Genomic DNA, 25,698 nt, shown 5'->3' on the forward strand with positions numbered 1-25,698 from the left:
ATGCCGGGACCGCGCTCATCGGCATCCCGAGGTCAGTGGCCTGCGCCGAGCTTCCCGCCGAGGCGCTCGCGCATGCCGGCGGATGCCTCGTTGAGTCCGACGATGTTCACGTCGGTGCCATGGGTGCGGTACTTCTCCTGGATGGCGTCGAGGGCTGCGATGGTGGACGCGTCCCACAGGTGCGAGCCGTGCAGGTCGATCGTGACCCGGTGCGGGTCGGTGGCGTAGTCGAACTGCGTGTAGAGGTCGTTGGAGGACGCGAAGAACAGTTCGCCGTTCACGGTGTAGATGGCGTGGCGGTCGCCGTTCACCGTTTCCTCTGTGCGTTCGACGGTGACGAAGTGGGCGACGCGGCGTGCGAAGGCGACCATCGCGACCAGGACACCGACGCCGACGCCGATGGCGAGGTTGTGGGTCCAGACGGTCACGATGACGGTGGCGAGCATGACGGTGGTCTCGCTCTTCGGCATGCGCCTGAGGGTGGCCGGCTGGATGCTGTGCCAGTCGAAGGTGGCGATCGAGACGAAGATCATCACGGCGACGAGGGCCGCCATCGGGATGAGGGCGACGACGTCGCCGAGGGCGACGACGAGGATGAGCAGGAAGAGGCCGGCGAGGAACGTCGAGATGCGCGTGCGCGCTCCGGAGGCCTTCACGTTGATCATGGTCTGGCCGATCATCGCGCAGCCGCCCATGCCACCGAAGAATCCGGTGATGATGTTCGCGGCCCCCTGGCCCCAGGACTCGCGCGTCTTGTTCGAGCGGGTGTCGGTGATGTCGTCCACGAGCTTGGCTGTCATGAGGGATTCGAGGAGTCCGACGGCGGCCAGGGCGAGGGCGAAGGGCGCGATGATCCGCAGCGTCTCGAGATTCAGGGGGATGTCGGGGAGGAACAGGGACGGCAGGGACTCGGGAAGCTCTCCCTTGTCCCCGACGGTGGGCACCAGCACATTCGCGAGGACCGCGAACACTGTCAGGACCACGATGGCGACCAGGGGTGCCGGGACGGCCTTGGTGAGGCGGGGCAGGCCGAAGACGATGGCCAGGCCCACGGCGACCATCGGGTACACGGGCCAGGGGACATCGATGAGCTCGGGCACCTGGGACAGGAAGATCAGGATGGCCAGGGCGTTGACGAAGCCCACCATGACGGAGCGGGGGATGAACCGCATGAGCCGTGCGACGCCGGCGACGCCGAGGATCACCTGGAAGGCGCCGCCGAGGATGACGGCGGCTATGAAGTAGTCGACGCCGTGGCTGGCGACGAGGGGTGCGATGACCAGGGCGACGGCCCCGGTCGCGGCGGAGATCATCGCAGGGCGCCCGCCGAGGAACGCGATGGACACCGCCATCGTGAACGAGGCGAACAGTCCGAGCCGTGGGTCGACGCCGGCGATGATCGAGAACGCGATGGCTTCGGGGATCAGGGCGAGGGCGACGACGAGCCCGGCGAGGACCTCGGTCTTCAGGAGCCGGGGGTTCTTCAGCGTCCGGGCGACGGATTGGCGTTCGACCGGGGTGAGCTCTGGAGTCGCGGCTGGTGCGGCTGCGGACATGGTGGGTTCCTTCGTGCGTGGGAGTACAGGGCGGCGGGAGGAGCTGATCCGCCGTGTGGAACGGGAAGCTAGGCTGTACGCCGGTGTACAGAAGAACCGCGGGAACCCGCAGTAACGGTTGAACTCTACTCTGACGTTACGTGAGGTTGTAGCTGGGATGGGAAGTGGAGCAGCGATGAGCGATGCATCAGCGGAGGTCGCCGAGCCGGCCGCGCAGCACCCTGGCGCGACCGACGAGAAGGCAGGCGCGGGTGTTCGTGGGGAAGACGGCCGGTCGCGCACCATGCACATCGGCGAGCTCGCCGAGCGCACGGGTCTGTCCCTGCGGACCATCCGGCACTACGACGAGGTGGGCATCCTGCCCGCGACGTCCCGGACTGAGGGCGGCTTCCGCGTCTACACGGAAACCGATCTCGAGCGTCTGATGGTGATCCGCCGGATGAAGCCGCTGGGGTTCTCGCTGGAGGAGATGACGGACCTCCTCGGAGTCCTGGACGCCCTGCAGCAGGAAGAGGATCAGGCTGCCACCGATGAGCTCCGAGCACGCCTGGCCGTCTTCCGGGACACCGCGGTGGAGCGGCGCGCGAAGATGGTGGAGACGCTTGCCCGTGCCGACGAGTTCATCGACGTCCTCACCCGCTTCTGACCGGAATGAGGGGCGCGGACGGCGCGTTATAGGGTCGTGAGGGTCACTCGACCGGCCCCTTCCCCACAGCCGGTCGGAAAGGAGAGGGCGTGTCCGGCGTCAGGCGGGTAGCCATGCTGTCCCTGCACACCTCTCCACTCGAACAGCCCGGCAGGGGCGATGCCGGTGGAATGAACGTCTACGTCAGGAGCACCGCGCTCGAGCTGGCAGCGGTCGGCATCGAGGTGGAGATCTTCACCCGCGAAACCGGCGAGGGTCGTCCGCGCCGTGAGGTGCTGGGGGACGGCGTGGTGGTCCACCACCTCGACGCCGGCCCCCGGCGGCGCATCCCGAAGGAAGCGCTTCCAGGCCTGGCGTCCACGTTCGCCGGCGCGATCACCGACGTCGCAGACCTTCTCGCCGACGGCCACTTCGATGTCCTGCACTCCCACTACTGGGTGTCCGGGGCCGTGGGCCTCACGCTCAGCAGGGAGATGAACCTGCCCCTCGTCCACTCCATGCACACGATGGCCAAGGTCAAGAACCTGCGTATGAAGGCGCTCGGTGCCCGGGAGCCGGCCGACAGGATCGCGGGAGAACAGGACATCGTCTCGGGAGCAGCGCGCCTCATCGCGAACACGAGTACGGAGGCTTCGGAACTCGTGTCGCTCTACGGCGCCGCGCCCGACAGGATCGATGTGGTGGCCCCCGGCGTCGATCTCTCGACCTTCCATCCGGGCGACCGGGGTGCCGCACGTGCTGCCCTCGCCTTTGCTCCCCACCAGTTCCACGTGGTGTTCGCCGGCAGGATCCAGAAGCTCAAGGGACCGCAGGTCCTGGTGGCGGCGGCCGCCGAGCTCCGCCGTCGTCGGCCGGACATCCCGCTCGCCGTGAGCATCCTCGGTTCGGGCAGCGGGTCCGAGGCGCTCGCGCTCCAGCCCCTCATCGAGGGCGCCGGCCTCGCCGACGACATCAGGCTCTACCCGCCTGTCACGGCTGCGCACCTCGCCCAGTGGTTCCGCTCGGCCGACGTCGTTGCCATGCCGTCCTTCAGCGAATCCTTCGGCCTCGTGGCGCTGGAGGCGCAGGCGTGCGGCACGCCCGTCGTCGCGGCCAATGTGGGCGGACTCCCGCAGGCCGTCAGCGACGGGCGCAGCGGCCTGCTCGTCGACGGCCACTCGGCGGCGCAGTGGGCGGACGCCCTGGAACGCCTCCACGACGAGTCGTCCCTGCGTGACGCCCTCGGGCGCGGGGCTGCGAGCCACGCCCTCGCCTTCGGGTGGCAGCGCACCGCACTGCTGACAGCGCAGACCTACCGCACCGCCGTCGAGCGTTTCCCTGCGGCCACCGCGCGCTGAAGCAGCGAATCCCGCCCCCTAGGATGGAAAGCGTGAATCCCGCTGAGCTCGCCGAATACCTCGATTCCGTTCGTATCACCGGTCAGGTGGCCACTCCGCGGCAGGACAACCTGAAGCACATGCGGCTCTTCCTCGAAGGCAACGAGAACCTCGAATTCGGCGTGGAGCTCACGCGGAGGTGGACGTACGACGACGTCTTCGACCTCATGCACGAGCGTGTCGGCACGAGCCCGGACCGCTCCCACACCGAGGGGCAGGACACCATCGACGCCGGGACGTGTGTGGCCGCCCTCGACCGCTTCGCCGACAGGCTCGGTGCCTCCGTGCGACGGAACGATCGGATCCTCTTCGCGACGGGCCATCCCGCGGGCCTCCTGCCCGTCCATGCTGCCTTCGCGCGGGCCGCCGCCGCGGCCGGTGCCACCGTGGTCGAGGTGGCCGAGGGCAGGCGCTTCGGAGCCGGCGACATCCGCCAGGTCTTCGGTGTCCTCGTCTGGCACCAGCACGGCGGCCTCATGCACACCCACCTCCCCGAGCCCATGCGGCTGAGCATCGATACCCTGGCCCGGGAGGGCATCGGGATGCCCGACCTCGTGGTGGCAGACCACGGGTGGGCGGGACATGCGGCGAGTTCGGGACTCCCGACCATCGGATTCGCCGACTGCAACGACCCGGGACTGTTCGTCTCCGAGGCGCAGGGCCAGCTCGAGGTGGCCGTCCCGCTCGACGACAACGTCTGCCCGGGACTGTACGACCCGCTGATCGCCTACGTCCTCGAACGCGCGGGACTGCCTCCGGCGTGACACGCCACCGCTGATAGATTTGCCGCATGAGCGATCTTGAGATTGCCCGCGCAGCTGCGGTCAGACCCATCGAGGACATAGCCGAAGCCGCCGGGATACCGCGGGAGGCGCTCGAGTTCTACGGACGCTTCAAGGCGAAGATCGATCCACGCCTGCTGCCCGACACGGACGGGGCTCCCGGCAGGGTGGTCCTCGTGACCGCGATGAGTCCCACCCCGGCGGGAGAAGGCAAATCCACGTGTACGGTCGGTCTCGCGGATTCCCTCGCGCGGGCGGGACAGCGCGTGATGATCGCACTCCGCGAGCCGTCCCTGGGACCGGTGCTGGGCATGAAGGGCGGGGCGACCGGAGGCGGGTACTCCCAGGTACTGCCCATGGACGAGATCAACCTGCACTTCACCGGTGATTTCCACGCCATCACCTCGGCGAACAATGCGCTCGCGGCCCTGATCGACAACCACATCCACCAGGGCAACGAGCTCGGCATCGACCCGCGGCGCATCACGTTCAAGCGTGTCCTGGACGTCAATGACCGGGCGCTCCGGGAGGTGGTCATCGGGCTCGGCGGCCCTGCACAGGGCACTCCGCGCCAGGACGGCTTCGACATCACGGTGGCCTCGGAGATCATGGCCGTCTTCTGCCTGGCGAAGGACCTCGAGGACCTGAAGGAACGGCTCGGCGACATCACCTTCGGCTACACCTACGATCGCGCCCCGCTCACCGTCCGCGACCTGCAGGTACAGGGGGCCCTGGCGCTGCTGCTCAAGGATGCCATCAAGCCGAACCTCGTGCAGACCATCGCCGGCACGCCTGCCCTCGTGCACGGCGGCCCCTTCGCGAACATCGCCCATGGCTGCAATTCGGTCATCGCCACACGCACCGCACGGCGCCTCGCGGACATCGTGGTGACCGAGGCGGGCTTCGGTGCGGATCTCGGTGCCGAGAAGTTCATGGACATCAAGGCGCGCGCCGCCGACCTCGCACCCGACGCCGTCGTCCTCGTCGTGACGGTCCGCGCGCTCAAGATGCACGGCGGCGTCGCGAAGGCCGACCTCGCGACGCCGGATGTGGACGCCCTCCGGGAGGGGACGGCCAACCTGGCGCGCCACGTGCGGAACATCGAGAAGTTCGGCATCTCGCCGGTGGTAGCCATCAACCGGTTCGGCACGGACGCGCAGGAGGAGCTCGACTGGCTGCTCGGGTGGTGTTCGGGAGAGGGCATCGACGCCGCCGTCGCCGACGTCTGGGGTCAGGGCGGGGGCGGACCGGGCGGCGACGAGCTCGCCGCGAAGGTCCTCGCGGCCCTGGAGCGTCCCGTCGATTTCTCGCACCTCTATTCCCTCGACCTTCCGATCGAGGACAAGATCCGGACGATCGTCCAGGAGATCTACGGCGCCGACGGCGTCGATTTCTCGGTGCCGGCGCTGCGGCGCCTGAAGGAGATCCAGGCCAACGGCTGGTCGGCGCTCCCTGTGTGCATGGCGAAGACGCAGTATTCCTTCTCTGATGATGCGAGCCTGCTCGGGGCTCCGAAGGGCTTCACCGTCCATGTCAGGGACCTCATCCCGAAGACCGGCGCGGGGTTCATCGTCGCCCTGACGGGCTCCGTGATGACCATGCCGGGACTGCCGAAGGAACCGGCCGCGCTGCGCATGGACGTGGACGGCGAGGGCAACGCCGTCGGGCTGTTCTAGCAGGTCGGGGCCCCACGGTGAGGTAGGGCGGCCGCCACGCTGCCGACGATCAGGGCCGGGACGGCGATGCCGTCCCGGCCCTGATGCCGCGGGTCCGCGGTACTGCTAGCGGTCGAGGTCGCCGCGGATGAAGGCTTCGACCTTCTCGTGGGCGATGTCGTCCGCGTACTGCTCCGGCGGGGACTTCATGAAGTAGCTGGAGGCGGAGAGGATGGGACCGCCGATGCCGCGGTCCAGGGCGATCTTCGCGGCACGGATGGCGTCGATGATGACGCCGGCGGAGTTCGGGGAGTCCCACACCTCGAGCTTGTACTCGAGGGACACGGGGGCGTCGCCGAAGTTGCGGCCCTCGAGGCGCACGAACGCCCATTTGCGGTCATCGAGCCAGGCGACGTAGTCGGAGGGGCCGATATGGACGTCGTCGGCGTGGAGCTGTGCCTTGACGTTGGAGGTCACGGCCTGGGTCTTGGAGATCTTCTTGGACTCGAGGCGATCGCGTTCGAGCATGTTCTTGAAGTCCATGTTGCCGCCGACGTTCAGCTGGTACGTGCGGTCCAGCGTGACGCCACGGTCCTCGAACAGCTTCGCCATGACGCGGTGCGTGATCGTGGCGCCGATCTGGCTCTTGATGTCATCGCCCACGATCGGGACCCCGGCTTCGGTGAACTTGTCCGCCCACTCCTTGGTGCCGGCGATGAAGACGGGCAGGGCGTTGACGAACGCCACGCCGGCGTCGATGGCGCACTGGGCGTAGTACTTGGCGGCATGTTCGGAGCCGACGGGCAGGTAGCAGACCAGGACGTCGGCCTTGGTGGCCTTGAGCTGGGCGACGATGTCCACCGGCTCCTCGTCGGACTCCACGATGGTCTCGCGGTAGTACTTGCCCAGCCCGTCGAGGGTGTGGCCGCGCTGGACGATCACGCCGGTGGGCGGCACGTCGGCGATCTTGATGGTGTTGTTCTCGCTGGCACCGATCGCCTCGGCGAGGTCGTGGCCGACCTTCTTGCCGTCGACGTCGAACGCCGCGACGAATTCGACGTCCCCCACGTGGTACTTGCCGAACTCGACATGCATCAGTCCGGGGATGCTCCCGGACGGATCCGCATCGCGGTAGTAGTGCACTCCCTGCACCAGCGACGCGGCGCAGTTGCCGACTCCAATGATTGCCACGCGAATGGGGTTCTGTCCCACAGTTCTCCTCGAAAGCCAGTTGAATGTGTCCCGGCCGTCATCGCCCGGGCGCGGTCGGCAGGAAGTGCCAGTCTACGTTCACTTTCCAACGCCGATGCATGCACCGTCATTCCTTGCGCCCGCGGCCGCTCGGCGTCAAGCGGCCCGACTCCGAGCCCCTTCTGCCGCAGGGGGGCGACTAGGCTCGGTGGATGACGTCGGGTACGGGAGCGCGCGGGCCCTACCGGATCAGCATCCCGAGCCGATCGGACCCGGTCCTCCAGCCGTTGGTGGAAGGGATCGGAGGGCCGCTGGGCCGGCACGCCGATCCCGGACGGGTGGCTCCCCAGGTGTTCACCGTCCAGCGGGTGCTCATCCTCCTCACCGTCTGTGCCGCCGCCCTGGCCGTGATCGTCAAGAACCCGTGCCGGGTGGAGGGGTGGTCGTCGCCGGACTACTTCTACCGCGCGTGCTACTCGGACTGGACGGAGCTCTACCAGAGCCGCGGGCTCGGCGAAGGCGTCCTCCCCTTCATCACCCCGGGGGCACTCTTCGAATATCCGGTGCTGCTCGGCCTGATCGCCTCCGCCACGGCCCTCTTCGTCACCCTCACCGCCGGTGGCGCTTCACCAGGGGTGAAGTCCCTCCTCTATTTCGACGTGAATGCCGTCCTCCTGGCGGGCATATGGATCCTGACCGTACTGGCGACACTCCGGCTGGCCGCCCGCCGGCCCTGGGACGCGGCGATCGTCGCGACCGCACCGGTGATCATCCTGTCCGGAACCATCAACTGGGATCTCTGGGCCGTGCTGCTCGCGACGGCGGGGATGCTGGCCTTCGCCCGGGACCGACCGCTCCTCGCGGGCGTTCTCTGGGGACTCGGCACGGCCGTGAAGCTCTATCCGGTCCTGCTGCTGGGGGCCGTCCTGGTCCTGGCGATCAGGACGGGCCGCTACAGGGCCTTCCTCGGTGCGCTGGCAGGCACGGCGGTGGCATGGCTCGCGGTCGACGTGCCGTTCATGCTGCGGGACCTGACCGGCTGGCGCTACTTCCTCACGTTCTCCGAGAACCGCGATGCCGGGTTCTCGTCGGGGTGGTACGTGTACAACGCCCTCGCCCGGCAGTCCGGCGGTGCACCCCTGTCACCGGTTGCGATCAATATCGGCGCAGCCGTCCTCTTCGCACTCGCCTGCACAGGTATCGGGGTCCTCGCCCTCCGTGCGCGGCGCCGCCCCCGCCTGGCGCAGCTCGCGCTGCTGATCGTCGGTGCCTTCATCCTGTGCAACAAGGTGTATTCACCGCAGTACGCACTCTGGCTCGTTCCCCTCATCGCGCTGGCCCTTCCCCGCTGGCGGGTGGTCCTCGCGTGGCAACTCGTCGAGGTCCTCCACTGGGTGGCCGTCTGGCTCTACCTCGGAGCCAGGACGGGCGGCGGTGCCCCCGAGCACAACCTCGGACTCGGCATGTACGCTTGGGCCGTGCTCGCCCATATTCTTGCGACGGCATACGTTCTGGTGGTCGTGGTACTGGATGTGCTCACGCCGGAACGGGACGTGGTCAGGCGGATCGGCATCGACGATCCGCAGGGCGGCTCCTTCGACAACGCCCGGGATCGCTTCACCCTGCGCTTCGGCACGCGGGCATCCGGCGCGGAACCTGCGCGGATCCCGCGGAGATCGCCGCGGAGGGCGTCCGGCCCTGCTGCTCCGATAGGCTGGCATGACCAAACGGGAGCCCTACCGGCACCCGCGGACGACGGCGACGGGCCCGTTCCGTTGCAGCCTCCAGCTCCATCGCCACGACCAGCGGAAGATCATCAGTGAGTGCAGCACCCCTGACCTACAGCCCCCTCGACCGGGCGGCCTTCGACGCGATCGCCGCAGCACGCCCGGAGGTGGTGATCCCCATCGAGCAGACACCCGACTGGGTCGAGTTCGAGCAGGCCCTCGGCCGGACGCCCCTGGGCATCTGGGCCTACAGGGATGCCTCGGGGACACTCGTGGCCACGGCGAGCTACGTCCACGTGGTCCGTCGGTTCAGGGAATCGGTGGTCGTGGTGAACGGTCCTGTCTGGTTCGCCGAGCGCACCCCGGTGGCCGAGCGCCAGCTCATGGAGTCGGTGCGCGGCCAGTTTCGCGAGCACCCCTCCGTGGACCCGCTGTATGTCCGCATGCAGGTCGCCACGCCGCAGGCTCCGGCGACCGGACCGATCGAGCACGGGTGGTACGAGCGCGAGATCGTCGTCGACCTGACGCCCTCCGAACCGGAGCTGCTCAGGAGTTTCAGGCCGAACGCCCGCAACAGCATTCGCCGTGCCCAGCGCAACGGCGTCGAGGTCCGACACATACCTCGAGAGGAATGGAAAGAGGTCTTCGCCACGCAGCTCTTTCCGATCATGCAGGAGACCGCCGAGCGGGACGGCTTCCAGTCCTTCGATTCCGCCTACTACGAGACCCTGCTGGCCGTGCTGGGAGATCACCTGCGACTCCTCGTCGCCTATCGGGGCGAGACTCCCCTCAGCTGGCTGATCACCACGGAGTACCGCGGCTACTCCGTGTACTACTTCGCCGGCAGTACGCACGAGGCCCGCAGTACCTTCGCGCCGTACCTGCTCCTGTGGGAGGCCTTCAAGGTACTGAAGGCCGCCGGCAACACGGCGTGCGGGCTGACGGGGATCGTGAGCGAGAACTACCCCGGACTCGCGAACGTCACCACCTTCAAGCGCAATTTCTCGAAGAACGTGGTGGTGGTCCCGACCACCTTCGACATCCCGCTCAGCCCCGTGCGCTACGCGGCCGTCGCGTCGCTGCTCGGTGCACGGCGAACAGCCCCGAGGACGGCGAAGGCAGCTGTTCGCCGAGTGAGGGTGCTCGCGCAGCGCGCCGTCGGACGGCGGGGGCGCGTCGGCGTGGAGGCCGAGCAGACCTAGCGCCGGACGGGGAACCACCCCGCGGCAGGAGAGGAAGCGCCATGCCAGATGTCGTCGTAGTCGGAGCCGGGCCGAACGGCCTTGCGGCAGCCGTCGTCATGGCGCGCGCCGGTCTGTCCGTCCGGGTGCACGAAGCCGCGCCGACACTCGGAGGCGGGTCGCGTTCCCTTCGGCTGATGGAGGACGGTCACCTTCATGACTTCTGTTCCGCCGTCCATCCGATGGCCCTCGCCTCACCCTTCTTCCGTGCCTTCGAGTTGAGCCGTCGCATCGGGTTCGCCGTCCCCGAGGTGTCCTTCGCGCACCCGCTCGACGGCGGCCGGGCCGGCGTCGCCCACCGGAGCCTGGAGCAGACGGTGGCCGGGCTCGGCGCGGACGGCGAAGCGTACCGACGGCTTCTGCAGCCCCTCCGTGACCGGGAGCAGGACATCCTGGCCTTCACGCTGAACCACGTGGTGCGGATCCCGAAGAAGCCGGAGGCGGCCCTGCGGTTCGGCCTGGCGGTCCTCGACCAGGGCCTGCCGTCCTGGAACCGCCGCTTCCGCACCGACGAGGCGAGGGCCCTCGTGACGGGGGTCATGGCGCATCCGGTGGGCACGTTGCCCTCGGTGACGGGAGCGGGGGCGGGACTGGTGCTGAACCTCCTCGCGCACACCGTCGGATGGCCGATCCCCGTGGGAGGGTCGCAGTCCATCGCCGATGCCCTGGCGCTGGACCTCCGGGAGCACGGCGGGGAGGTGGTCACCAACAGCAGGATCGACACCCTGGCCGAGGTGTCGGACGCGCCCGTGACGCTTCTCGACGTCGCACCGAAGACCTTCCAGGCCATGTCCCGCGGCAGGCTGCCGTCGGCCTACCGGGCTGCCCTGTCCGCCTTCACCTACGGCAACGCGGCCTGCAAGGTGGATTTCATCCTGTCCGGTCCCGTGCCGTGGACCCACCCGGAGCTGCACCGCGCAGGTACGGCGCACCTGGGCGGATCACGCGAGGAGATCGTTGCCGGGGAGAAGCAGGTCAACCAGGGGCAGCATCCGGACAGCCCCTATGTGCTCCTGTCGCAGCCGTCGTCGTTCGACCCGACCCGCGCGCCCGAGGGCAGGCACACGCTGTGGACGTACTGCCATGTGCCGAGGGGTTCCACCCGGGACATGGCAGGGGCCGTGACCGCCCAGATCGAGCGGTTCGCGCCCGGCTTCCGCGACGTCGTGGTCAGCAGCCACACGACGACGGCGAGCGAGCTCGAGGCGTACAACGCCAACTACGTGGGCGGCGACTTCAGCAGCGGAGCGGTGAACCTGCGCCAGATCATCGCCCGCCCGGTGCCGTCCCTGCAGCCCTGGGCGACGCCGATCAAGGGCGTCTACCTGTGTTCCCAGTCGACGCCGCCGGGTCCGGGAGTCCACGGCATGGCGGGGCTGAATGCGGCCCGTCTCGCGCTCAAGCGGGAATTCGGGTTGCCCATGCCCGCCCTCGGGCTCTGAGCGCCGCGCCGGTCGCCGGCCAGGGCCGGATGGACCGGCTCATGGCCGGAGCACCCGCCGGGCGGCCTCGACCGCCGACGCCCGATGCGCCGACCGTGGCGTCCCGACGGCGTTCTGCTGCGCGACCAGCGGAGCCTGCACCCAGGCCTGCGCGATGCCGAAGAGGATCGGGAGGAGTTCTTCCGGCGCCCAGGACGGGTCCACGTGGCCCAGTTCCTGCGCCTGCCGGAGCGCCACCAGCTTGACGTCGGGGTCTGCCCCCATCCCGGGCAGGTCGTAGTCCACCCCCTCGAGGCGCGCCCAGGTCAGCATCCTGAGGATGTCGGGATGCTCGTGCGCATGGTCGAAGATCCGGCCCACGAAGGCCGGGACGTCCAGGGGATCCAGGGCCACCGCCTGGTGGAACTCGATGGCGTTGGTGTCGAGTACGGCCTGGAACAGCGCCGACTTGTCGGTGAAGTGCGCATAGAGGCGCTCCTTGCTGGCACTCGCCGCCTTGGCTATCCGGTCGATGCGCGCGCCCGCCAGCCCGTAGGAGGCGAACTCGCTCCGCGCGGCCAGGAGGATCCGGGATCGTACGTCCGTCGTGGAAGGCATACCCCAAGCATAACCAAACGAACTAGTTCGTTTGACTCTCCGTGAGGGCGGCCCTACCCTCGGTACGACACCATTTCTGAGGAGATCCATGACAGTCCCACCCTCGGGCTCCACCAGCCCCTCCGCCGCGGAGGACCTCCCGGCCAGGGCCCCTGCCAACCGCTGGCTCGTGCTGGCCATCGTGGCGCTCGCACAGCTCACCGTCGTCCTCGACGGAACCATCGTGAACATCGCCCTGCCGCAGGCACAGGCCGAACTCGGCATGTCCGACAGCGATCGCAGCTGGGTCGTGACGCTGTACGCACTCACCTTCGGCGCGCTCCTGCTCCTCGGCGGCCGCATCGCCGACTTCTGGGGCCGGAAGCGCTCGTTCCTCATCGGCATGGGCGGCTTCGCCCTCGCCTCGGCCATCGGCGGGTTCGCGACCTCGGGTGAGATGCTCCTGGTGGCCCGCGGCCTCCAGGGCGTCTTCGCCGCACTGCTCGCTCCCGCGGCGCTCGCCATCCTCTCGGTCACCTTCCCGGGCGGCAAGGACCGCGTCCGGGCCTTCGCCGTCTACGGGACCATCGCCGGTGGTGGAGCCGCCGTCGGCCTCCTGCTGGGCGGTGTCCTGACCGAGTACTTCAGCTGGCACTGGTGCCTGCTCGTGAACGTGCCCATCGCCGTCGTCGCCATCGCCGTGGGCCTCCCCGTGCTGCGGGAGAGCCGCGCCGAGGGAAGCACCCGCTACGACGTCCCCGGAGCGGTCCTCGTGAGCCTCGGCCTCGCCTCCGTGGTCTACGGTTTCTCCCGCGCCGAAGCCGGGTGGGTCCGCGCCGACACGCTGGGCTTCCTCGCCCTCGGCGTGGTGCTGTTGGTCCTGTTCCTCCTCGTCGAGTCCCGTTCGGCCCACCCCCTCCTGCCGCTGCGCATCATCACCGATGGTGCCCGGGCAGGCGCGTACCTCTCCTCGATCGCGGTGGGCGCCGCGCTGCTCGGTGCGTTGCTCTACCTGACGCTGTACTTCCAGATCGTCCTCGGCATGAGCCCGCTGGTCTCCGGACTCGCGTCCCTTCCGATGACCTTCGCCATCATCGTGTGTGCCGGCGTCGTCTCGCGGCTCCTGCCCACGGTCGGTCCCCGCATCCTCATGACCGTCGGTCCGCTCATCGCCGCTGCAGGGCTGCTGCTGCTCAGCCGCATCACCGTGGGCGGTTCCTACGCCCTCGAAGTCCTTCCCGCGCAGATCCTGCTCGGGATGGGGCTCGCCTTCATCTTCGTCCCGCTCCAGAACGTCGCCCTCCTCGGCATCGCACCGAGGGACGCGGGTGTGGCGAGCGCCGCCGTCACGGCGACGCAGCAGATCGGCGGATCCATCGGGACCGCCGTCTTCACGGCCCTCTACACGGCCGGGGCCGGGACCGGCACCGCCGAGGGAGCCGCAGGCGGGCTGCAGTCCCTCGTGGACGGGTACTCGGTGGTGTTCCTGGCTGCCGCCGTGGCCCTCGCGCTCGCGTCCCCGATCTCCTGGTTCATGGTCAGGGTCGCGCGGAACGAGTTCACGACGTCGGGTGAGGCCGTACACCTGGGATAGGAGCGGGTGGCGCCGGGCCATGCAGGGAGGGCTTCGGTCCAAGCCAAGTATTTGTGCAGGATATGGCCTGCTACAGGCCGTTCTCGCTCTCGGCCCGGCGCCGTCCCCCTATGCTGGCGATTCCACCACCAGAGCGAGAACGGGGACTGCATGCGGCGCGACGATGCCCCCGTCCGTGATGGCCGCCGTCCTGCGCGGCCGGGCCATGCCCGGGTGCTGACCGCCATGATGATCGTGCTGCTGGCCGTGTACACCGGGGGCCTCCTGCTCGGGGACCAGGAGACGTTCGATCCCCTCTTGGACGGCTGGCTCTGCATCCTCACGGAACTTTCCGCCGTCGCCCTGTGCATCAGCGCCGCGGTGCGGACCCGCTTCGCGCAACGGCAGGTCCTCCTGGCCGCGGGCGCCGTGATCGCCTACGCCGCGGGCGATGCGTACTACGCCGCCTCCCTGCACGGGGAGGTCGCCTTGAGCTACGCGTCGTGGGCGGACGTCGGATACTTCGCCTTCTATCCGTTCATGCTCGGCGCCGTCGCGGTGGTGGTGGTCAGGAAGCTGAAGGACCTGATCTGGCCGTTGATGCTCGACAGCATCGTGGGAGCGCTGGCCGCGGCATCCCTCATGGCCCTGGTCCTCGCGCCCGTCCTCCGCATCGGCAGTTCGGGCGGTACGACCTTCGAGGCGGTCATCGCCGTGGCCTATCCGCTCCTGGACCTCCTGCTCATCACCGCCGTCGGCGGCGTGCTCGCCTCCCGCGGCCTCGATATCGGTCCGCGCTGGCCCCTCCTCGTCTCGGGCCTCATCGTCTTCTCCGCTGCCGACGTCGCCTACGCGCTGGGCATGCAGGAGTACGCCGTGGGGTCCGTCATCGACGCCGGCTGGGTCGCAGGGATAGCGGCGATCGCCGCGTGGACCGACGGTGCGGCCAGTACCGGCAGGGGATCACGCCACCGCAGCCGCGGGATTCCGGAACTCGCCGCGCCCCTGGTCTCCACCGCATCGGCCCTCGCGGTACTCGTGATCGGCTGCCAGTTGCGTATCCCCCTGCTCGCGGTGGTCTTCGCGGCATCCACGCTCGCCCTCGCTGCGGTCCCCCTCGCGTTCCGGAACCGCATGCTCGTCACCCTCGCCCGGACGGACGAACTCACAGGCCTGCCCAACCGGCGCGCCCTGCTGACCGACGTCCCGGAGCGGCTCGGGACCGGGCAGCCCGGAGCCCTCTTCCTGCTCGACCTCGATCGCTTCAAGCACGTCAACGACGCCCTCGGGCACGACGTCGGGGATGCGCTCCTGGTCCAGGTCGGTCGGCGCTTCAGGCGGCAGTTGCGCCCCCAGGACATGCTCGCCCGCCTCGGCGGTGACGAGTTCGCCGTGTTCCTCCAGGGCGTGACGGAGCAGGACGCCGTCGCCACGGCCAGGCGGCTGGGAGCGGCGCTGTCCGATCCCGTCCAGGTGGGCACCGCGGCACTGCAGGCTGGCGCCAGCATCGGCATAGCCCTGACCCCGCAGCAGGGCACCGACATGAGCCTGCTCATGCGCAAGGCGGACATCGCCATGTTCCGTGCGAAGTCCGCGCGCACCGGCCACCACGTCTACGACGCGACGGACGACGACGACGGCGAGCTGCGGCTGCGCACCGTCCAGGAGCTCCGGATCGCGCTCGCGGAGGACCAGTTCGAGATGCACTACCAGCCGAAGGTCCGGCTGGGCGACCGCGAGGTGACGGGCGTGGAGGCCCTCGTGCGATGGAACCACCCCACGCGTGGGCAGCTACCCCCGACCGCGTTCCTGTCCCTCGCCGAGGAAGCCGGCCTCATGCCCGCCCTCTCCTCCCTGGTGCTGCGGCGCGCCGTCCGTCGGGTCGCCCGCTGGCGGGCCGCCGGACTGGACATCTCGGTAGCGGTCAACATGTCGGGATCCTGCATCCTGCCGGGACTGCCGCACGAGATCCTCGCCCTCCTCGAGCAGTTCGACGTGCCGCCGTCGTGCCTCATGCTGGAGATCACCGAGGACGTACTCATGTCCACGCCGACCGGCACAGCCGACATCCTGGCGGCCGTCCGCGCCGCGGGTATCCAGATCGCCATCGACGACTTCGGCACCGGCTACAGTTCCCTGGCCTACCTGCGCGACCTTCCGGTCGACGAGCTGAAGCTCGACCGCTCGTTCATCATCGCCATGGGCGACGACGACCGGGCCCACGGACTGGTGGGGTCGATCATCGACCTCGCACACAGCCTGGGCCTGCGCGTGGTCGCCGAGGGGGTCGACGACGAGCGGACGGCGGAAGAGCTGAGGGCGCGGGGCTGCGATTTCGGGCAGGGCTTCCACCTCGCCGTGCCGCTTCCTGCGCGCGAGGTGGGACCCTGGCTCGGGGGACACACGGTGGGAGCCGGCCGTGGCTGACGTATCGCCGGCCGGGAGGGCACGGAACGGATTCGCCAGAATATCGGGACAAGGGGACGGATGCGCTCGGTGGTGCTTTCAACATCTGGCAGTGTGTCAGTTATGACTTCCGACCCCGATGCGCGCGTTGCACTGATCATCGAAGACGACGCCGACGTGCGCCAGTTGCTGGTCATGACGCTGGGCATGAACGGCTTCATCACCCTGGAGGCCGAGAACGGACGGCAGGGCGTCGCGCTCGTGCGCGAACGCCGCCCGGACCTCGTGACCCTCGACCTGAACCTCCCGGATATCGACGGCGTCGAGGTATGCCGGCAGATCCGCCCCCTGACCGATGCCTACGTCATCATGATCACGGCGCGGCAGGATGAGATCGACCGCCTGATCGGCCTCGAGATCGGGGCGGACGACTTCGTGATGAAGCCGTTCAGCCCGCGCGAGGTCGGCGCACGGGTGAACGCGATGTTCCGCCGTCCCAGGAGCACGGTGCGCAGCGTGTCACAGCCCCTGGTGGGCGTCGAGCCCGAGGCGGCGACCCAGGCGGCGTCGGACAGGCCGGCAGAGGCCACGGCGGCACCGGAACAGGTGGAGGGCCTCCTGGTGCACGGACCCATCACCATCGACACCGAGGGCAGGATCGCGATGCTCGACGGCGTCGAGCTGCCCCTGACGCGGATCGAGTTCGACCTCCTGGCCACGCTCGTCTCCGGGCCCCGCCGGGTCTGGCAGCGGGAGACCCTGCTGTCGCGGATCTGGGGTGACGGCTGGGTCAATGACCAGCACCTCGTGGAGGTGCACATCCGGAACCTCCGGAAGAAACTCGGCGAGGACACGAAGGCGCCCAGGTTCATCCGGACGGTCCGCGGCGTCGGCTACCGGATGATGCCGCCCAGCGCGGACTGAAACTCCACACCCAGGCCCTGCAGGTGCGCGATGAGCCCGGCGTGGCTCGTCGGCTCATCGATCGATCCCAGGGCCGCGGCGGACAGCGCCTCGAGGCGGCGTGCCCCCACCATGGACGAGCTGACATTCAGGCTGAGGAGTGCGACGACGGCGGCGTCCGCGTCGCGGACCGCGAAAGCGGCTTCCACGGCAGCGATCCGCTGTGGCAGCATCGCCACGAACATCTCCGCGAACTGCAGCGCGCCCGCCTGGTTGGCGAGTTCGACCCCGAGATTCTCGAGGGTCCCCCGGTCGAGCACGGGAAGCTGGAACACGTCGGTCCTGTCGATCGAGGAGCGGGGAAGGACGGGGCCGCTGGGAGCGGTGCCGGCGGCGCCCTGATTCCTGGCTGAAGCTGCCCGCCGGTTCCGGTGGACGGTCCGGAACCGGCGGGAAGACTACTGGCCGCCTGGGTCCTACTCTGGCCCACGCCGCTCAACCGAGCCGTTGCGGAAGGGCGAACGAAAACCGAAGAAAGAGCGAAGCCGCCGGCAGCAGACGAAGAATCCCTCCCACCGTCCGCGGTCGGAGGTGGGAGGGACTGTGCTGCGAAGGGATCCTAGGCGAGCATCTCCCGGACCATGGGGATGACCTTCGTGCCATAGAGCTCGATGCTGTGCATGAGCTTCTCGTGCGGCAGCGGGCCGGCGCTGTACTTCATGTCGAAGCGGTCGATACCGAGGGTCCGGGCCGTCGCGGCGATCTTCTTCGCCACGGTCTCGGGCGAGCCGACGTAGAGCGATCCGGCATCGGCTTCCTGGTCGAACTCCGCGCGGGTCGTCGGACCCCAGCCGCGCTCGCGGCCGATCCGATCACGCATGATGCGGTTGTCGGGCCACAGCTCCTCGCGGGCCTGCTCGTCCGAGTCGGCGATGTAGCCGGGCGAGTGGACGCCGATCGGGAGCGTGGGCCGGCCGAGCTGGGTGAGTGCCCGGTGGTACAGGTCCACGTAGGGGGCGAACCGAGCAGGATCGCCGCCGATGATCGCGAGCATCAGGGGCATGCCGTAGCGGGCGGCGCGCACCACGGATTCAGGGCTGCCGCCGACGCCGATCCACGTCTTGAGGCGGCCGCCGTCGGTCTTGGGGTAGACCTCGTGGTTGTCCAGTCCCGGGCGTGTGCTGCCGGACCACGTGACCGGGCCCTCCTTGATCAGCTCGGAGAAGAGGTCGAGTTTCTCTTCGAAGAGGCGTTCGTAATCCGAGAGCTCATAGCCGAAGAGGGGGAAGGACTCGGTGAAGGAGCCGCGCCCCAGGATGACCTCCGCGCGGCCGTTCGAGGCGGCATCGAGCGTGGCGAAGCGCTGGTAGACGCGGACGGGATCATCCGAGCTGAGCACCGTCACGGCGGAACCGAGGCGGATGCGCTGCGTGCGCCCGGCGATGGCCGCCAGGACGGTTTCCGGTGCGGAGACGGCGAAGTCGTCACGGTGGTGCTCGCCGACACCGATGAAGTCGACACCGACCTGATCGGCGAGGACCGCTTCGGCGATCACGTTCCGGATCACCTGCGGGTAGGGGACGGGGTTGCCGTCCTGTCCGCGCGTGACATCCCCGAAGGTGTCGAGTCCGAGTTCCAGTTCGCGTGCCATGGTGTCGCTCCCGTGCTTGGCGTTTTCGGCCCACCCTGGGCCTGTTGGTTGAACCTGCCCCACCGCCGGGTTATTCCATGCATATGTATATAGTCGTCGCTACCGGCCTGCGTTCTGCCGGGCTTCCGCCGCGCGGTCCGCCCGCTGGATGCTCGCGGGGTCCTCGAGGTCGACACCGGCGCGCGCCGCCGCCGCCCGGGCGGCGGGGCCCTTCAGGTCCGGCAGGGCGAACTCCTTCGGCGTGATGCCCACGTCCCGTGCCGCGTACGCTGCCTGCTGCCGGGCGAGCGCCGGCGCGGATCGCTCGGCGGACTGCAGCGTCGCCTGGGTGACACCGACCCGGCTGCCCGCCAGCGAGGCGCCGATCAGCGGTACGTACCCGACGGCGTGCCCTGTCCGATTCGGATGGTAGGAGTCGGCGATCGGGTTCGAGAGCCCGTTCAGCCACTCGATGTCGTCACACACGCCATGGCCGGCGAAGGCGGCCGTGGGGTCGCGGAAGGTGAAGCCGGCCGCTGAGGCCGCCGTCGCCGTCGTGGCGTTGAGCAGGTCCGCCATCGCATTCAGCCGGACCTGCTCGGCGGGCGAGAACCAGGTGCCCGCATTGCAGTCCTCACCGTTGAAGATCCGCGGGTAGCCGGCGATCGTGACGGAAGCCTGGGGCGCCCGGGCGCGGATCTGCGCATACAGGGAGGCGAGGCCGCCGGGCAACTGGTGGGTGATGACGGCCCGGGCGCGGTCGACCGCCGCGTTGCAGTTGCTCATCCAGGCGGGCTTCGCGCACTCGGTCAGGACGGCGACGAAGGATGCGTCGTTCCCGCCGACGCTCAGGGAGACGAGCGATGTCGTCGGCGCGAGCGCGCCGAGCTGCGCCGTCACGACGTCGGGAATCGTGGCCCCCGAGCAGGCGCGGAAGTTCAACGAGTATCCCGCAGCGCTCGCGATCAGCGGGGGATACGCATGGACCGACCGCCGGCAGTTCGTCCCGTCCGCCAGGTACTCGCGCGTCCCCATGCCCGAGGAGTAGGAGTCGCCGAGGGCGACATAGGAGGCGCCGGCAGCGGTGGCCGGCGGCGAGGGAAGCGCGACGGCGGCGAGCAGGATCAGCGCGGCCGCGCCGTAGCGGAGACGGGGAATCGACATCGATGCTCCAGGTGCCAGGGTTTCTTCCAACGCTAGTCCTATCGGAGGGTCCGCAGGGAACACGAGGGCGGCATTCCTTCCGCCCGGGAGTCGGGTATCTTTGCCTCGCGTCGGCCGTGCGCGGTAGACTGTGGGACGGCTCACACGCCGCGACACCCCCAACTGAATACGCCATCGACCTGCAGCGGGAGAGTTCTGCCGTTGACTCAAAACCGGTAGGCGCCGTAGGAGCAAATCCTCCCCAGGAATCTCTCAGGCCCAGTACCGCTGCGGTTAGGCAACTCTGGAAAGCAGCATCGGGCACGCCCGGCGCTCACCGACGGTGCAAGCAGGCGCGGAGCCCTGCGGAAACTCTCAGGTCCCCTACAGAGCGGGGAGGAACTCGACCAGGCACGCGCGACAGCGCCCCCTTCTGACGTACGGAGTTCCCCATGACCGCCTTCCCCGACTCGGTATCCGGCGCCGCATCCGGCGCCGCATCCACCTTCGCCGACCGTCACATCGGCCCCCGCACCTCCGATGCCGGGACGATGCTCGAGGTCCTCGGCTACCCGAGCCTCGAGAAGCTCGTGGACATGGCGGTGCCCGCCAGCATCCGGCTCGACCGCGCGCTGAAGCTGCCCGCGGCCCTCAGCGAGACGGAGGTGCTGGCGCAGCTCCGGCGGATCGCCGGCCGCAACCGGACCGCCGTCCAGATGATCGGCCAGGGCTACTTCGACACCGTCACTCCACCGGTGATCCGCCGCAACGTCCTGGAGTCGCCCGCCTGGTACACCGCCTACACGCCCTACCAGCCCGAGATCTCCCAGGGCCGCCTCGAAGCCCTCCTGAACTTCCAGACGATGGTGCAGGACCTCACCGCCCTCGACATCGCCAACGCCTCGCTGCTCGACGAAGCCTCCGCCGTCGCCGAGGCAGTCCTCCTCATGCGCCGCTCCGGCAAGAACAAGGGCCGTACGGTCATCGATGCGGACGCCCTCCCGCAGACCGTCGCCGTCGTGCGGGGCCGCGCCGAGGCGCTCGGGTTCGACGTGGAGATCGCCGACCTCTCGGCCGGATTGCCGGACGGCGACATCAACGGGGTGGTCCTGCAGCAGCCCGGCGCCTCCGGTGCCCTGCGCAACCACGCCGCCGTCATCGGCGCGGCGAAGGAACGCGGCGCACTCGTCACGGTCGCCGCCGATCTCCTGGCCCTGACGCTCATCACCCCTCCCGGCGAGCAGGGCGCGGACATCGCCGTCGGCTCTGCCCAGCGCTTCGGCGTCCCCCTCTTCTTCGGCGGCCCCCATGCCGCCTACATGGCTGTCCGCAAGGGCCTCGAGCGCATGCTGCCCGGGCGCCTGGTCGGCGTCTCCAAGGACGCCGACGGCGCACCCGCCTACCGCCTCGCCCTGCAGACGCGTGAGCAGCACATCCGCCGCGAGAAGGCCACGAGCAACATCTGCACCGCCCAGGCACTGCTGGCGATCGTGGCGTCGATGTACGCCGTCTACCACGGCCCCGAGGGGCTGAAGGCGATCGCGCGCACCACGCACCGGCGGGCCGTCGAACTCGCAGACGCCCTCGCCGGGTCCGGCGCCGCCGTCGTGCACGATGCCTTCTTCGACACCCTCCTGGTCCGCGTGCCCGGCAAGGCGGCGGAGTACGCGGACAAGGCGCAGGCTCAGGGCTACAACCTCCGCCGTGTCGACGCCGACCACCTCGGCATCTCGTGCGACGAGACGACGACGGCCGCGCACGTCGCGGCCGTCGCGGCGGTCTTCGGCGGCGGCGGCACCGAGTCGGCGACTGCAGGCGACCGGATCCCCGCGGACCTGCACCGGACGTCCGGTTTCATGACGCACCCCGTGTTCTCGCTGCACCGCTCCGAGACGGCGATGCTCCGGTACCTCCGCCGGCTCTCCGACAAGGACCTGGCGCTGGACCGCACCATGATCCCGCTGGGCTCCTGCACCATGAAGCTCAACGCGACGGTCGAGATGGAATCCATCTCCTGGCCCGAGTTCGCCTCCATCCACCCCTTCGCGCCCGAGGGCCAGACCGAGGGCTGGCGCGAACTCATCACCGACCTCGAGGAGCGTCTCGCCGAGATCACCGGGTACGACCGCGTCTCGCTGCAGCCCAATGCGGGGTCGCAGGGCGAGCTCGCCGGCCTCCTCGCCATCCGCGGGTACCACCGCTCGCGCGGCGACGAGAACCGCACCGTCTGCCTCATCCCGTCCTCGGCGCACGGCACCAACGCGGCGTCCGCCGTCCTGGCCGGCATGAAGGTCGTGGTGGTCGGCACCGCACCGAACGGCAACATCGATCACGACGACCTGCTCGCCAAGATCGAGCAGCACGCCGAGAACCTCTCGGCCATCATGATCACCTACCCCTCGACGCACGGCGTGTTCGAGGAGGACGTGCGGTGGGTCTGCGAGAAGGTGCACGCCGCCGGCGGCCAGGTCTACATCGACGGCGCCAACCTCAACGCGCTCGTGGGGCTCGCCCAGCCGGGCGAGTTCGGCGGCGACGTCTCCCACCTGAACCTGCACAAGACCTTCTGCATCCCGCACGGCGGCGGAGGACCGGGCGTCGGCCCCGTGGCCGTGGCCGCGCACCTGGCCCCGTTCCTGCCGGGTGACGCGAACCGGGACATCGCGACCGACGGCGGCCGTGACGCCGAGGGTGGCACACCCGTCTCGGGATCGATGTACGGATCGGCCGGCGTCCTGCCGATCTCCTGGGCCTACATAGCCCTCATGGGCTCCGAAGGGCTCACCAGCGCGACCGCGCACGCCCTCCTCGCGGCGAACTACGTGGCAGCCCGGCTGACCGAGCACTTCCCCGTGCTCTACACGGGCGTGCAGGGCCTCGTGGCCCATGAGTGCATCCTCGACCTCCGCCCGCTGACCGCCGCCACCGGCGTGACCGCCGAGGACGTGGCCAAGCGCCTGATCGACTACGGCTTCCACGCCCCGACGCTGTCCTTCCCCGTGGCCGGAACGCTGATGGTGGAACCGACGGAGTCCGAGGATCTCGCGGAGCTGGACCGCTTCATCAACGCGATGATCGCGATCAAGGGGGAGATCGACCGCGTGGCGGCCGGTGAGTTCAGCATCGAGGAGAGCCCCCTGCGGCAGGCGCCGCACACCGCGCAGGTGCTCGTCGCCGACGAGTGGACGCAGGCCTACCCGCGTGAACTCGCCGCGTACCCCCTGCGTTCGCTACGGCAGAACAAGTACTTCCCACCGGTGCGCAGGATCGACGGCGCCCATGGCGACCGCAACCTCATCTGCTCCTGCCCGCCCATCGAAGCCTTCGAAGACTAGGAATCCGCCGATCATGAGCGAGCAGAGCAAGCACACCGCCCTGTACACCCAGCACGAGGCGCACGGGGCGTCGTTCACCGACTTCGGCGGCTGGCAGATGCCCCTGAAGTACCGGAGCGAACTCGAAGAGCACCACACGGTGCGCAGGGCCGCCGGCCTCTTCGACCTGTCCCACATGGGCGAGGTCCTCGTGAGCGGTCCCCAGGCCGCGGAGTTCCTGAACTACGCCCTCGTCAGCAACCTCGCCGTCGTCGCCGTCGGCAAGGCCAAGTACTCGCTGATCTGCAACCCCGAGGGCGGCGTCATCGACGACCTCATCACGTACCGGCTGGCCGAGGACTCCTTCCTCGTGGTGCCCAATGCCTCGAACGCTCCGATCGTCGCGGAGGAACTGCGCCTCCGCGCCAAGGGCTTCGACGTCGCCGTCGAGGACCAGTCGGACACCACGGCGCTCGTCGCGGTGCAGGGCCCTGCGGCGGAGGCGGTGCTCCTCGACCTCGCGCGTCCCGAGGACGCCGGCATCATCCGCGACCTGAAGTACTACGCCGCGGCGCAGCTGGAACTGGCAGGGCTGCCCGTGCTGCTGGCCCGCACGGGCTACACCGGCGAGGACGGGTTCGAGATCTTCATCGGGAGCAGCTTCGCGGTGCGCCTCTGGGACGCCGCGCTCCAGGCCGGCAGCGCACACGGACTCCTGCCCTGCGGGCTCGCCGCACGTGACTCGTTGCGGCTCGAGGCGGGGATGCCGCTCTACGGGCATGAGCTCGGCCTCGACACGAACCCCTTCGAAGCGGGTCTCGGGCCCGTGGTCAGCACCAAGAAGGCCGACGACTTCGTCGGGCGTTCGGTGCTCGAGCCGCTCAAGGCCGTCGAGCCCGCTCGCCGCCTCGTCGGGCTCCGTGCCGTCGGACGCCGGTCCGCCCGCGCCGGGTACGACGTCGTGGTGGACGGTACGGTCGTCGGGACCGTGACGTCGGGACTGCCGAGCCCCACCCTCGGGTACCCCGTCGCGCTGGCGTACGTGAACTCCGAATACGCCGGCGTGGGGGCCGAGGTCCAGGTGGACCTCCGCGGACGCCCCGAACCCTTCACCGTGATCCCCACGCCGTTCTACAAGCGTCAGCCCGCCGGATCGCCCCGATGACGATCAGCGCCTTCGACCTCTTCAAGATCGGCATCGGCCCCTCGAGCTCCCACACGGGTGGGCCGATGACCGCCGCGTTCCTCTTCACCGAGGTGCTGCGGACCGAGGGGCTGCTGGCCGACGTGCAGCGCGTGCGGGTGGACCTCTTCGGCTCCCTCGGCGTCACGGGCCATGGGCACGGGACGGTGAAGGCCGTTCTGCTCGGCCTCGAAGGTGATCAGCCCCACCTCGTGGACCCGACCACGGCCGACGCGCGCGTGGCCCGCATCGGCGAGTTCCGATCACTCGACCTCGCGGCAACCCACCGGATCGTGTTCGACCCCGAGACCGACGTGGTGCTGCACCGCGGCCAGCGTCTCGACTACCACACCAATGGCATGCGCTTCTCGGCATATTCGAGTGCCGGGGCACTTATGCGGACCAGGGAATACTTCTCGGTGGGCGGCGGCTTCGTGCTGGACGAGGACCAGATCGTCTCGGAGACCGCAGTCCTCCAGCCGGTCCCGGTGTCCCACCCCTTCGACACCGCGGATCAACTGCTGGGCATCTGCCTGAACTCCGGGTGGTCCTTCTCCGACGTCGTGCTGGCCAACGAGCTGTCCTGGCGCACCGAGGACCAGGTGCGGGCCGGGCTGCTCGAGATCTGGTCCGTCATGCAGGACACCATCCGGCGCGGTACCACGACGGGCGGCATCCTGCCCGGGGGGCTGGGCGTACGGCGCCGCGCGGAACGGCAGCGGCAACTGCTCGAGAAGGCGGACGACCCGAACGACCGCCTCGGCACCATGGAATGGGTCACCCTCTTCGCCCTGGCGGTCAACGAGGAGAACGCAGCGGGCGGGCGCGTCGTCACGGCACCCACCAACGGCGCGGCCGGGATCATCCCGGCCGTCCTGAAGTACTACGTCGACTTCGTGCCCGGAGCGGATGACGACGGCGTGGTCCGCTTCCTGCTCGCCGCAACGGCGATCGGCGCGCTCTTCAAGAAGAACGCCTCGATCTCCGGTGCGGAGGTCGGCTGCCAGGGAGAGGTCGGTTCCGCGTGCGCCATGGCCGCGGGAGCCCTTGCCGAGGTGCTGGGCGGAACTCCGGAGCAGGTCGAGAATGCCGCCGAGATCGGGATCGAGCACAACCTCGGACTGACGTGCGACCCGGTGGGCGGCCTGGTCCAGATACCCTGCATCGAACGCAACGCGGTCGGGGCCATGAAGGCCATCACTGCGGCGCGCATGGCCGTGAGGGGAGACGGCCGGCACCATGTCTCGCTCGACGTCGCCATCAAGACCATGCGTGACACCGGCGCCGACATGATGGACAAGTACAAGGAGACCGCGCGCGGCGGGCTCGCCCTGAACGTCGTGGAGTGCTGACC

The 25,698-nt window shown here is 69.3% G+C and carries 19 protein-coding genes and 1 riboswitch; of the genes, 13 read left to right on the plus strand and 6 right to left on the minus strand.

The features are described 5' to 3' along the window. Positions 1-32 precede the first annotated feature (32 nt). Positions 33-1,556, minus strand: coding sequence for a SulP family inorganic anion transporter (locus ACIQCY_RS08520; RefSeq protein ID WP_400483462.1), 1,524 nt, complete (start codon positions 1,554-1,556; stop codon positions 33-35). A 283-nt stretch (positions 1,557-1,839) separates the two neighbouring features. Here ACIQCY_RS08520 and ACIQCY_RS08525 point away from each other — a divergent pair, with 283 nt between their 5' ends. From ACIQCY_RS08525 to ACIQCY_RS08540, 4 genes are all read left to right on the plus strand, one after another. Next, positions 1,840-2,202 (plus strand): MerR family transcriptional regulator, encoded by a 363-nt coding sequence (locus tag ACIQCY_RS08525; RefSeq protein WP_400483571.1) that lies wholly within the window; start codon positions 1,840-1,842, stop codon positions 2,200-2,202. Positions 2,203-2,291: 89 nt separating this feature from the next. Further along, positions 2,292-3,539, plus strand: a complete 1,248-nt coding sequence (mshA, locus tag ACIQCY_RS08530; RefSeq protein ID WP_400483463.1) for a D-inositol-3-phosphate glycosyltransferase — start codon at positions 2,292-2,294, stop codon at positions 3,537-3,539. A gap of 23 nt (positions 3,540-3,562) precedes the next feature. Further along, positions 3,563-4,342: a phosphatase gene (locus ACIQCY_RS08535; protein ID WP_400483464.1), complete on the plus strand. Its 780-nt coding sequence runs from the start codon at positions 3,563-3,565 to the stop codon at positions 4,340-4,342. A 26-nt stretch (positions 4,343-4,368) separates the two neighbouring features. Beyond that, a complete protein-coding gene (locus ACIQCY_RS08540; protein ID WP_400483465.1) occupies positions 4,369-6,036 on the plus strand; it encodes a formate--tetrahydrofolate ligase in 1,668 nt (555 codons plus the stop codon). A 105-nt stretch (positions 6,037-6,141) separates the two neighbouring features. Here ACIQCY_RS08540 and ACIQCY_RS08545 read toward each other — a convergent pair whose 3' ends face one another. Beyond that, the gene (locus tag ACIQCY_RS08545; RefSeq protein ID WP_400483466.1) at positions 6,142-7,227 is read right to left on the minus strand and encodes an inositol-3-phosphate synthase; all 1,086 of its coding nucleotides are present in this window, start codon (positions 7,225-7,227) and stop codon (positions 6,142-6,144) included. A 191-nt stretch (positions 7,228-7,418) separates the two neighbouring features. On the opposite strand from ACIQCY_RS08545, the gene ACIQCY_RS08550 reads away from it, so the two are divergent. The 3 genes from ACIQCY_RS08550 to ACIQCY_RS08560 are packed head-to-tail and all read left to right on the plus strand — an operon-like array spanning position 7,419 to position 11,616. Then, positions 7,419-9,029 carry a glycosyltransferase family 87 protein gene (locus ACIQCY_RS08550; RefSeq protein ID WP_400483467.1) on the plus strand — a complete coding sequence of 537 codons (1,611 nt, stop codon included), beginning with the start codon at positions 7,419-7,421 and terminating at the stop codon, positions 9,027-9,029. After that, positions 9,026-10,135 (plus strand): lipid II:glycine glycyltransferase FemX, encoded by a 1,110-nt coding sequence (locus ACIQCY_RS08555; protein ID WP_400483468.1) that lies wholly within the window; start codon positions 9,026-9,028, stop codon positions 10,133-10,135. Before ACIQCY_RS08550 ends, ACIQCY_RS08555 begins: the two co-directional genes overlap by 4 nt. Before the next feature lie 41 nt (positions 10,136-10,176). Then, entirely contained in the window at positions 10,177-11,616 is a 1,440-nt protein-coding gene (locus ACIQCY_RS08560; protein ID WP_400483469.1) for a phytoene desaturase family protein, read from the plus strand. 39 nt (positions 11,617-11,655) lie between these two features. Here ACIQCY_RS08560 and ACIQCY_RS08565 read toward each other — a convergent pair whose 3' ends face one another. Continuing rightward, a complete protein-coding gene (locus tag ACIQCY_RS08565; RefSeq protein WP_400483470.1) occupies positions 11,656-12,213 on the minus strand; it encodes a TetR family transcriptional regulator in 558 nt (185 codons plus the stop codon). Between the two features lie 88 nt (positions 12,214-12,301). Between ACIQCY_RS08565 and ACIQCY_RS08570 the strand changes: the two genes are divergently transcribed. From ACIQCY_RS08570 to ACIQCY_RS08580, 3 genes are all read left to right on the plus strand, one after another. Then, positions 12,302-13,786 (plus strand): MFS transporter, encoded by a 1,485-nt coding sequence (locus ACIQCY_RS08570; protein ID WP_400483471.1) that lies wholly within the window; start codon positions 12,302-12,304, stop codon positions 13,784-13,786. Between the two features lie 150 nt (positions 13,787-13,936). Beyond that, positions 13,937-16,192 carry a putative bifunctional diguanylate cyclase/phosphodiesterase gene (locus ACIQCY_RS08575; RefSeq protein ID WP_400483472.1) on the plus strand — a complete coding sequence of 752 codons (2,256 nt, stop codon included), beginning with the start codon at positions 13,937-13,939 and terminating at the stop codon, positions 16,190-16,192. Positions 16,193-16,294: 102 nt separating this feature from the next. Next, positions 16,295-17,095 carry a response regulator transcription factor gene (locus ACIQCY_RS08580; protein WP_400483473.1) on the plus strand — a complete coding sequence of 267 codons (801 nt, stop codon included), beginning with the start codon at positions 16,295-16,297 and terminating at the stop codon, positions 17,093-17,095. On the opposite strand, the gene ACIQCY_RS08585 is transcribed toward ACIQCY_RS08580, so the two are convergent. The 3 genes from ACIQCY_RS08585 to ACIQCY_RS08595 all read right to left on the minus strand — a co-directional run bounded on the left by ACIQCY_RS08585 (position 17,065) and on the right by ACIQCY_RS08595 (position 19,868). Beyond that, the gene (locus ACIQCY_RS08585) at positions 17,065-17,409 is read right to left on the minus strand and encodes a hypothetical protein (protein WP_400483474.1); all 345 of its coding nucleotides are present in this window, start codon (positions 17,407-17,409) and stop codon (positions 17,065-17,067) included. The two genes, ACIQCY_RS08580 and ACIQCY_RS08585, sit on opposite strands and share 31 nt — an antisense overlap. Before the next feature lie 284 nt (positions 17,410-17,693). After that, positions 17,694-18,725 carry an LLM class flavin-dependent oxidoreductase gene (locus ACIQCY_RS08590; protein ID WP_400483475.1) on the minus strand — a complete coding sequence of 344 codons (1,032 nt, stop codon included), beginning with the start codon at positions 18,723-18,725 and terminating at the stop codon, positions 17,694-17,696. Positions 18,726-18,824: 99 nt separating this feature from the next. Continuing rightward, positions 18,825-19,868: an SGNH/GDSL hydrolase family protein gene (locus ACIQCY_RS08595; protein ID WP_400483476.1), complete on the minus strand. Its 1,044-nt coding sequence runs from the start codon at positions 19,866-19,868 to the stop codon at positions 18,825-18,827. Between the two features lie 175 nt (positions 19,869-20,043). Next, positions 20,044-20,145, plus strand: a riboswitch (glycine riboswitch). 154 nt (positions 20,146-20,299) lie between these two features. Between ACIQCY_RS08595 and gcvP the strand changes: the two genes are divergently transcribed. Genes gcvP through ACIQCY_RS08610 form a run of 3 tightly spaced genes read left to right on the plus strand, consistent with a single transcriptional unit; the run spans position 20,300 to position 25,696 of the window. Next, positions 20,300-23,182: an aminomethyl-transferring glycine dehydrogenase gene (gene gcvP / locus ACIQCY_RS08600; RefSeq protein ID WP_400483477.1), complete on the plus strand. Its 2,883-nt coding sequence runs from the start codon at positions 20,300-20,302 to the stop codon at positions 23,180-23,182. A gap of 13 nt (positions 23,183-23,195) precedes the next feature. Further along, positions 23,196-24,326 carry a glycine cleavage system aminomethyltransferase GcvT gene (gene gcvT / locus ACIQCY_RS08605; RefSeq protein WP_400483478.1) on the plus strand — a complete coding sequence of 377 codons (1,131 nt, stop codon included), beginning with the start codon at positions 23,196-23,198 and terminating at the stop codon, positions 24,324-24,326. Then, positions 24,323-25,696: an L-serine ammonia-lyase gene (locus ACIQCY_RS08610; protein WP_400483479.1), complete on the plus strand. Its 1,374-nt coding sequence runs from the start codon at positions 24,323-24,325 to the stop codon at positions 25,694-25,696. Before gcvT ends, ACIQCY_RS08610 begins: the two co-directional genes overlap by 4 nt. Positions 25,697-25,698: the final 2 nt, after the last annotated feature.

This window comes from Arthrobacter sp. NPDC092385, from assembly GCF_044755105.1.
Taxonomy (GTDB): domain Bacteria; phylum Actinomycetota; class Actinomycetes; order Actinomycetales; family Micrococcaceae; genus Arthrobacter_D.

Excerpts from the sequence above, each read along its gene's own strand:
- ACIQCY_RS08590 (WP_400483475.1), bottom strand. The coding sequence starts at position 18,725 with ATGGCACGCGAACTGGAACTCGGACTCGACACCTTCGGGGATGTCACG.
- ACIQCY_RS08570 (WP_400483471.1), top strand. The coding sequence starts at position 12,302 with ATGACAGTCCCACCCTCGGGCTCCACCAGCCCCTCCGCCGCGGAGGAC.
- ACIQCY_RS08525 (WP_400483571.1), top strand. The coding sequence starts at position 1,840 with ATGCACATCGGCGAGCTCGCCGAGCGCACGGGTCTGTCCCTGCGGACC.
- ACIQCY_RS08535 (WP_400483464.1), top strand. The coding sequence starts at position 3,563 with ATGGAAAGCGTGAATCCCGCTGAGCTCGCCGAATACCTCGATTCCGTT.
- gcvP (WP_400483477.1), top strand. The coding sequence starts at position 20,300 with ATGACCGCCTTCCCCGACTCGGTATCCGGCGCCGCATCCGGCGCCGCA.
- ACIQCY_RS08580 (WP_400483473.1), top strand. The coding sequence starts at position 16,295 with ATGACTTCCGACCCCGATGCGCGCGTTGCACTGATCATCGAAGACGAC.
- ACIQCY_RS08550 (WP_400483467.1), top strand. The coding sequence starts at position 7,419 with ATGACGTCGGGTACGGGAGCGCGCGGGCCCTACCGGATCAGCATCCCG.
- ACIQCY_RS08595 (WP_400483476.1), bottom strand. The coding sequence starts at position 19,868 with ATGTCGATTCCCCGTCTCCGCTACGGCGCGGCCGCGCTGATCCTGCTC.
- ACIQCY_RS08575 (WP_400483472.1), top strand. The coding sequence starts at position 13,937 with ATGCGGCGCGACGATGCCCCCGTCCGTGATGGCCGCCGTCCTGCGCGG.
- ACIQCY_RS08520 (WP_400483462.1), bottom strand. The coding sequence starts at position 1,556 with ATGTCCGCAGCCGCACCAGCCGCGACTCCAGAGCTCACCCCGGTCGAA.
- ACIQCY_RS08560 (WP_400483469.1), top strand. The coding sequence starts at position 10,177 with ATGCCAGATGTCGTCGTAGTCGGAGCCGGGCCGAACGGCCTTGCGGCA.
- ACIQCY_RS08565 (WP_400483470.1), bottom strand. The coding sequence starts at position 12,213 with ATGCCTTCCACGACGGACGTACGATCCCGGATCCTCCTGGCCGCGCGG.
- gcvT (WP_400483478.1), top strand. The coding sequence starts at position 23,196 with ATGAGCGAGCAGAGCAAGCACACCGCCCTGTACACCCAGCACGAGGCG.
- ACIQCY_RS08540 (WP_400483465.1), top strand. The coding sequence starts at position 4,369 with ATGAGCGATCTTGAGATTGCCCGCGCAGCTGCGGTCAGACCCATCGAG.
- ACIQCY_RS08610 (WP_400483479.1), top strand. The coding sequence starts at position 24,323 with ATGACGATCAGCGCCTTCGACCTCTTCAAGATCGGCATCGGCCCCTCG.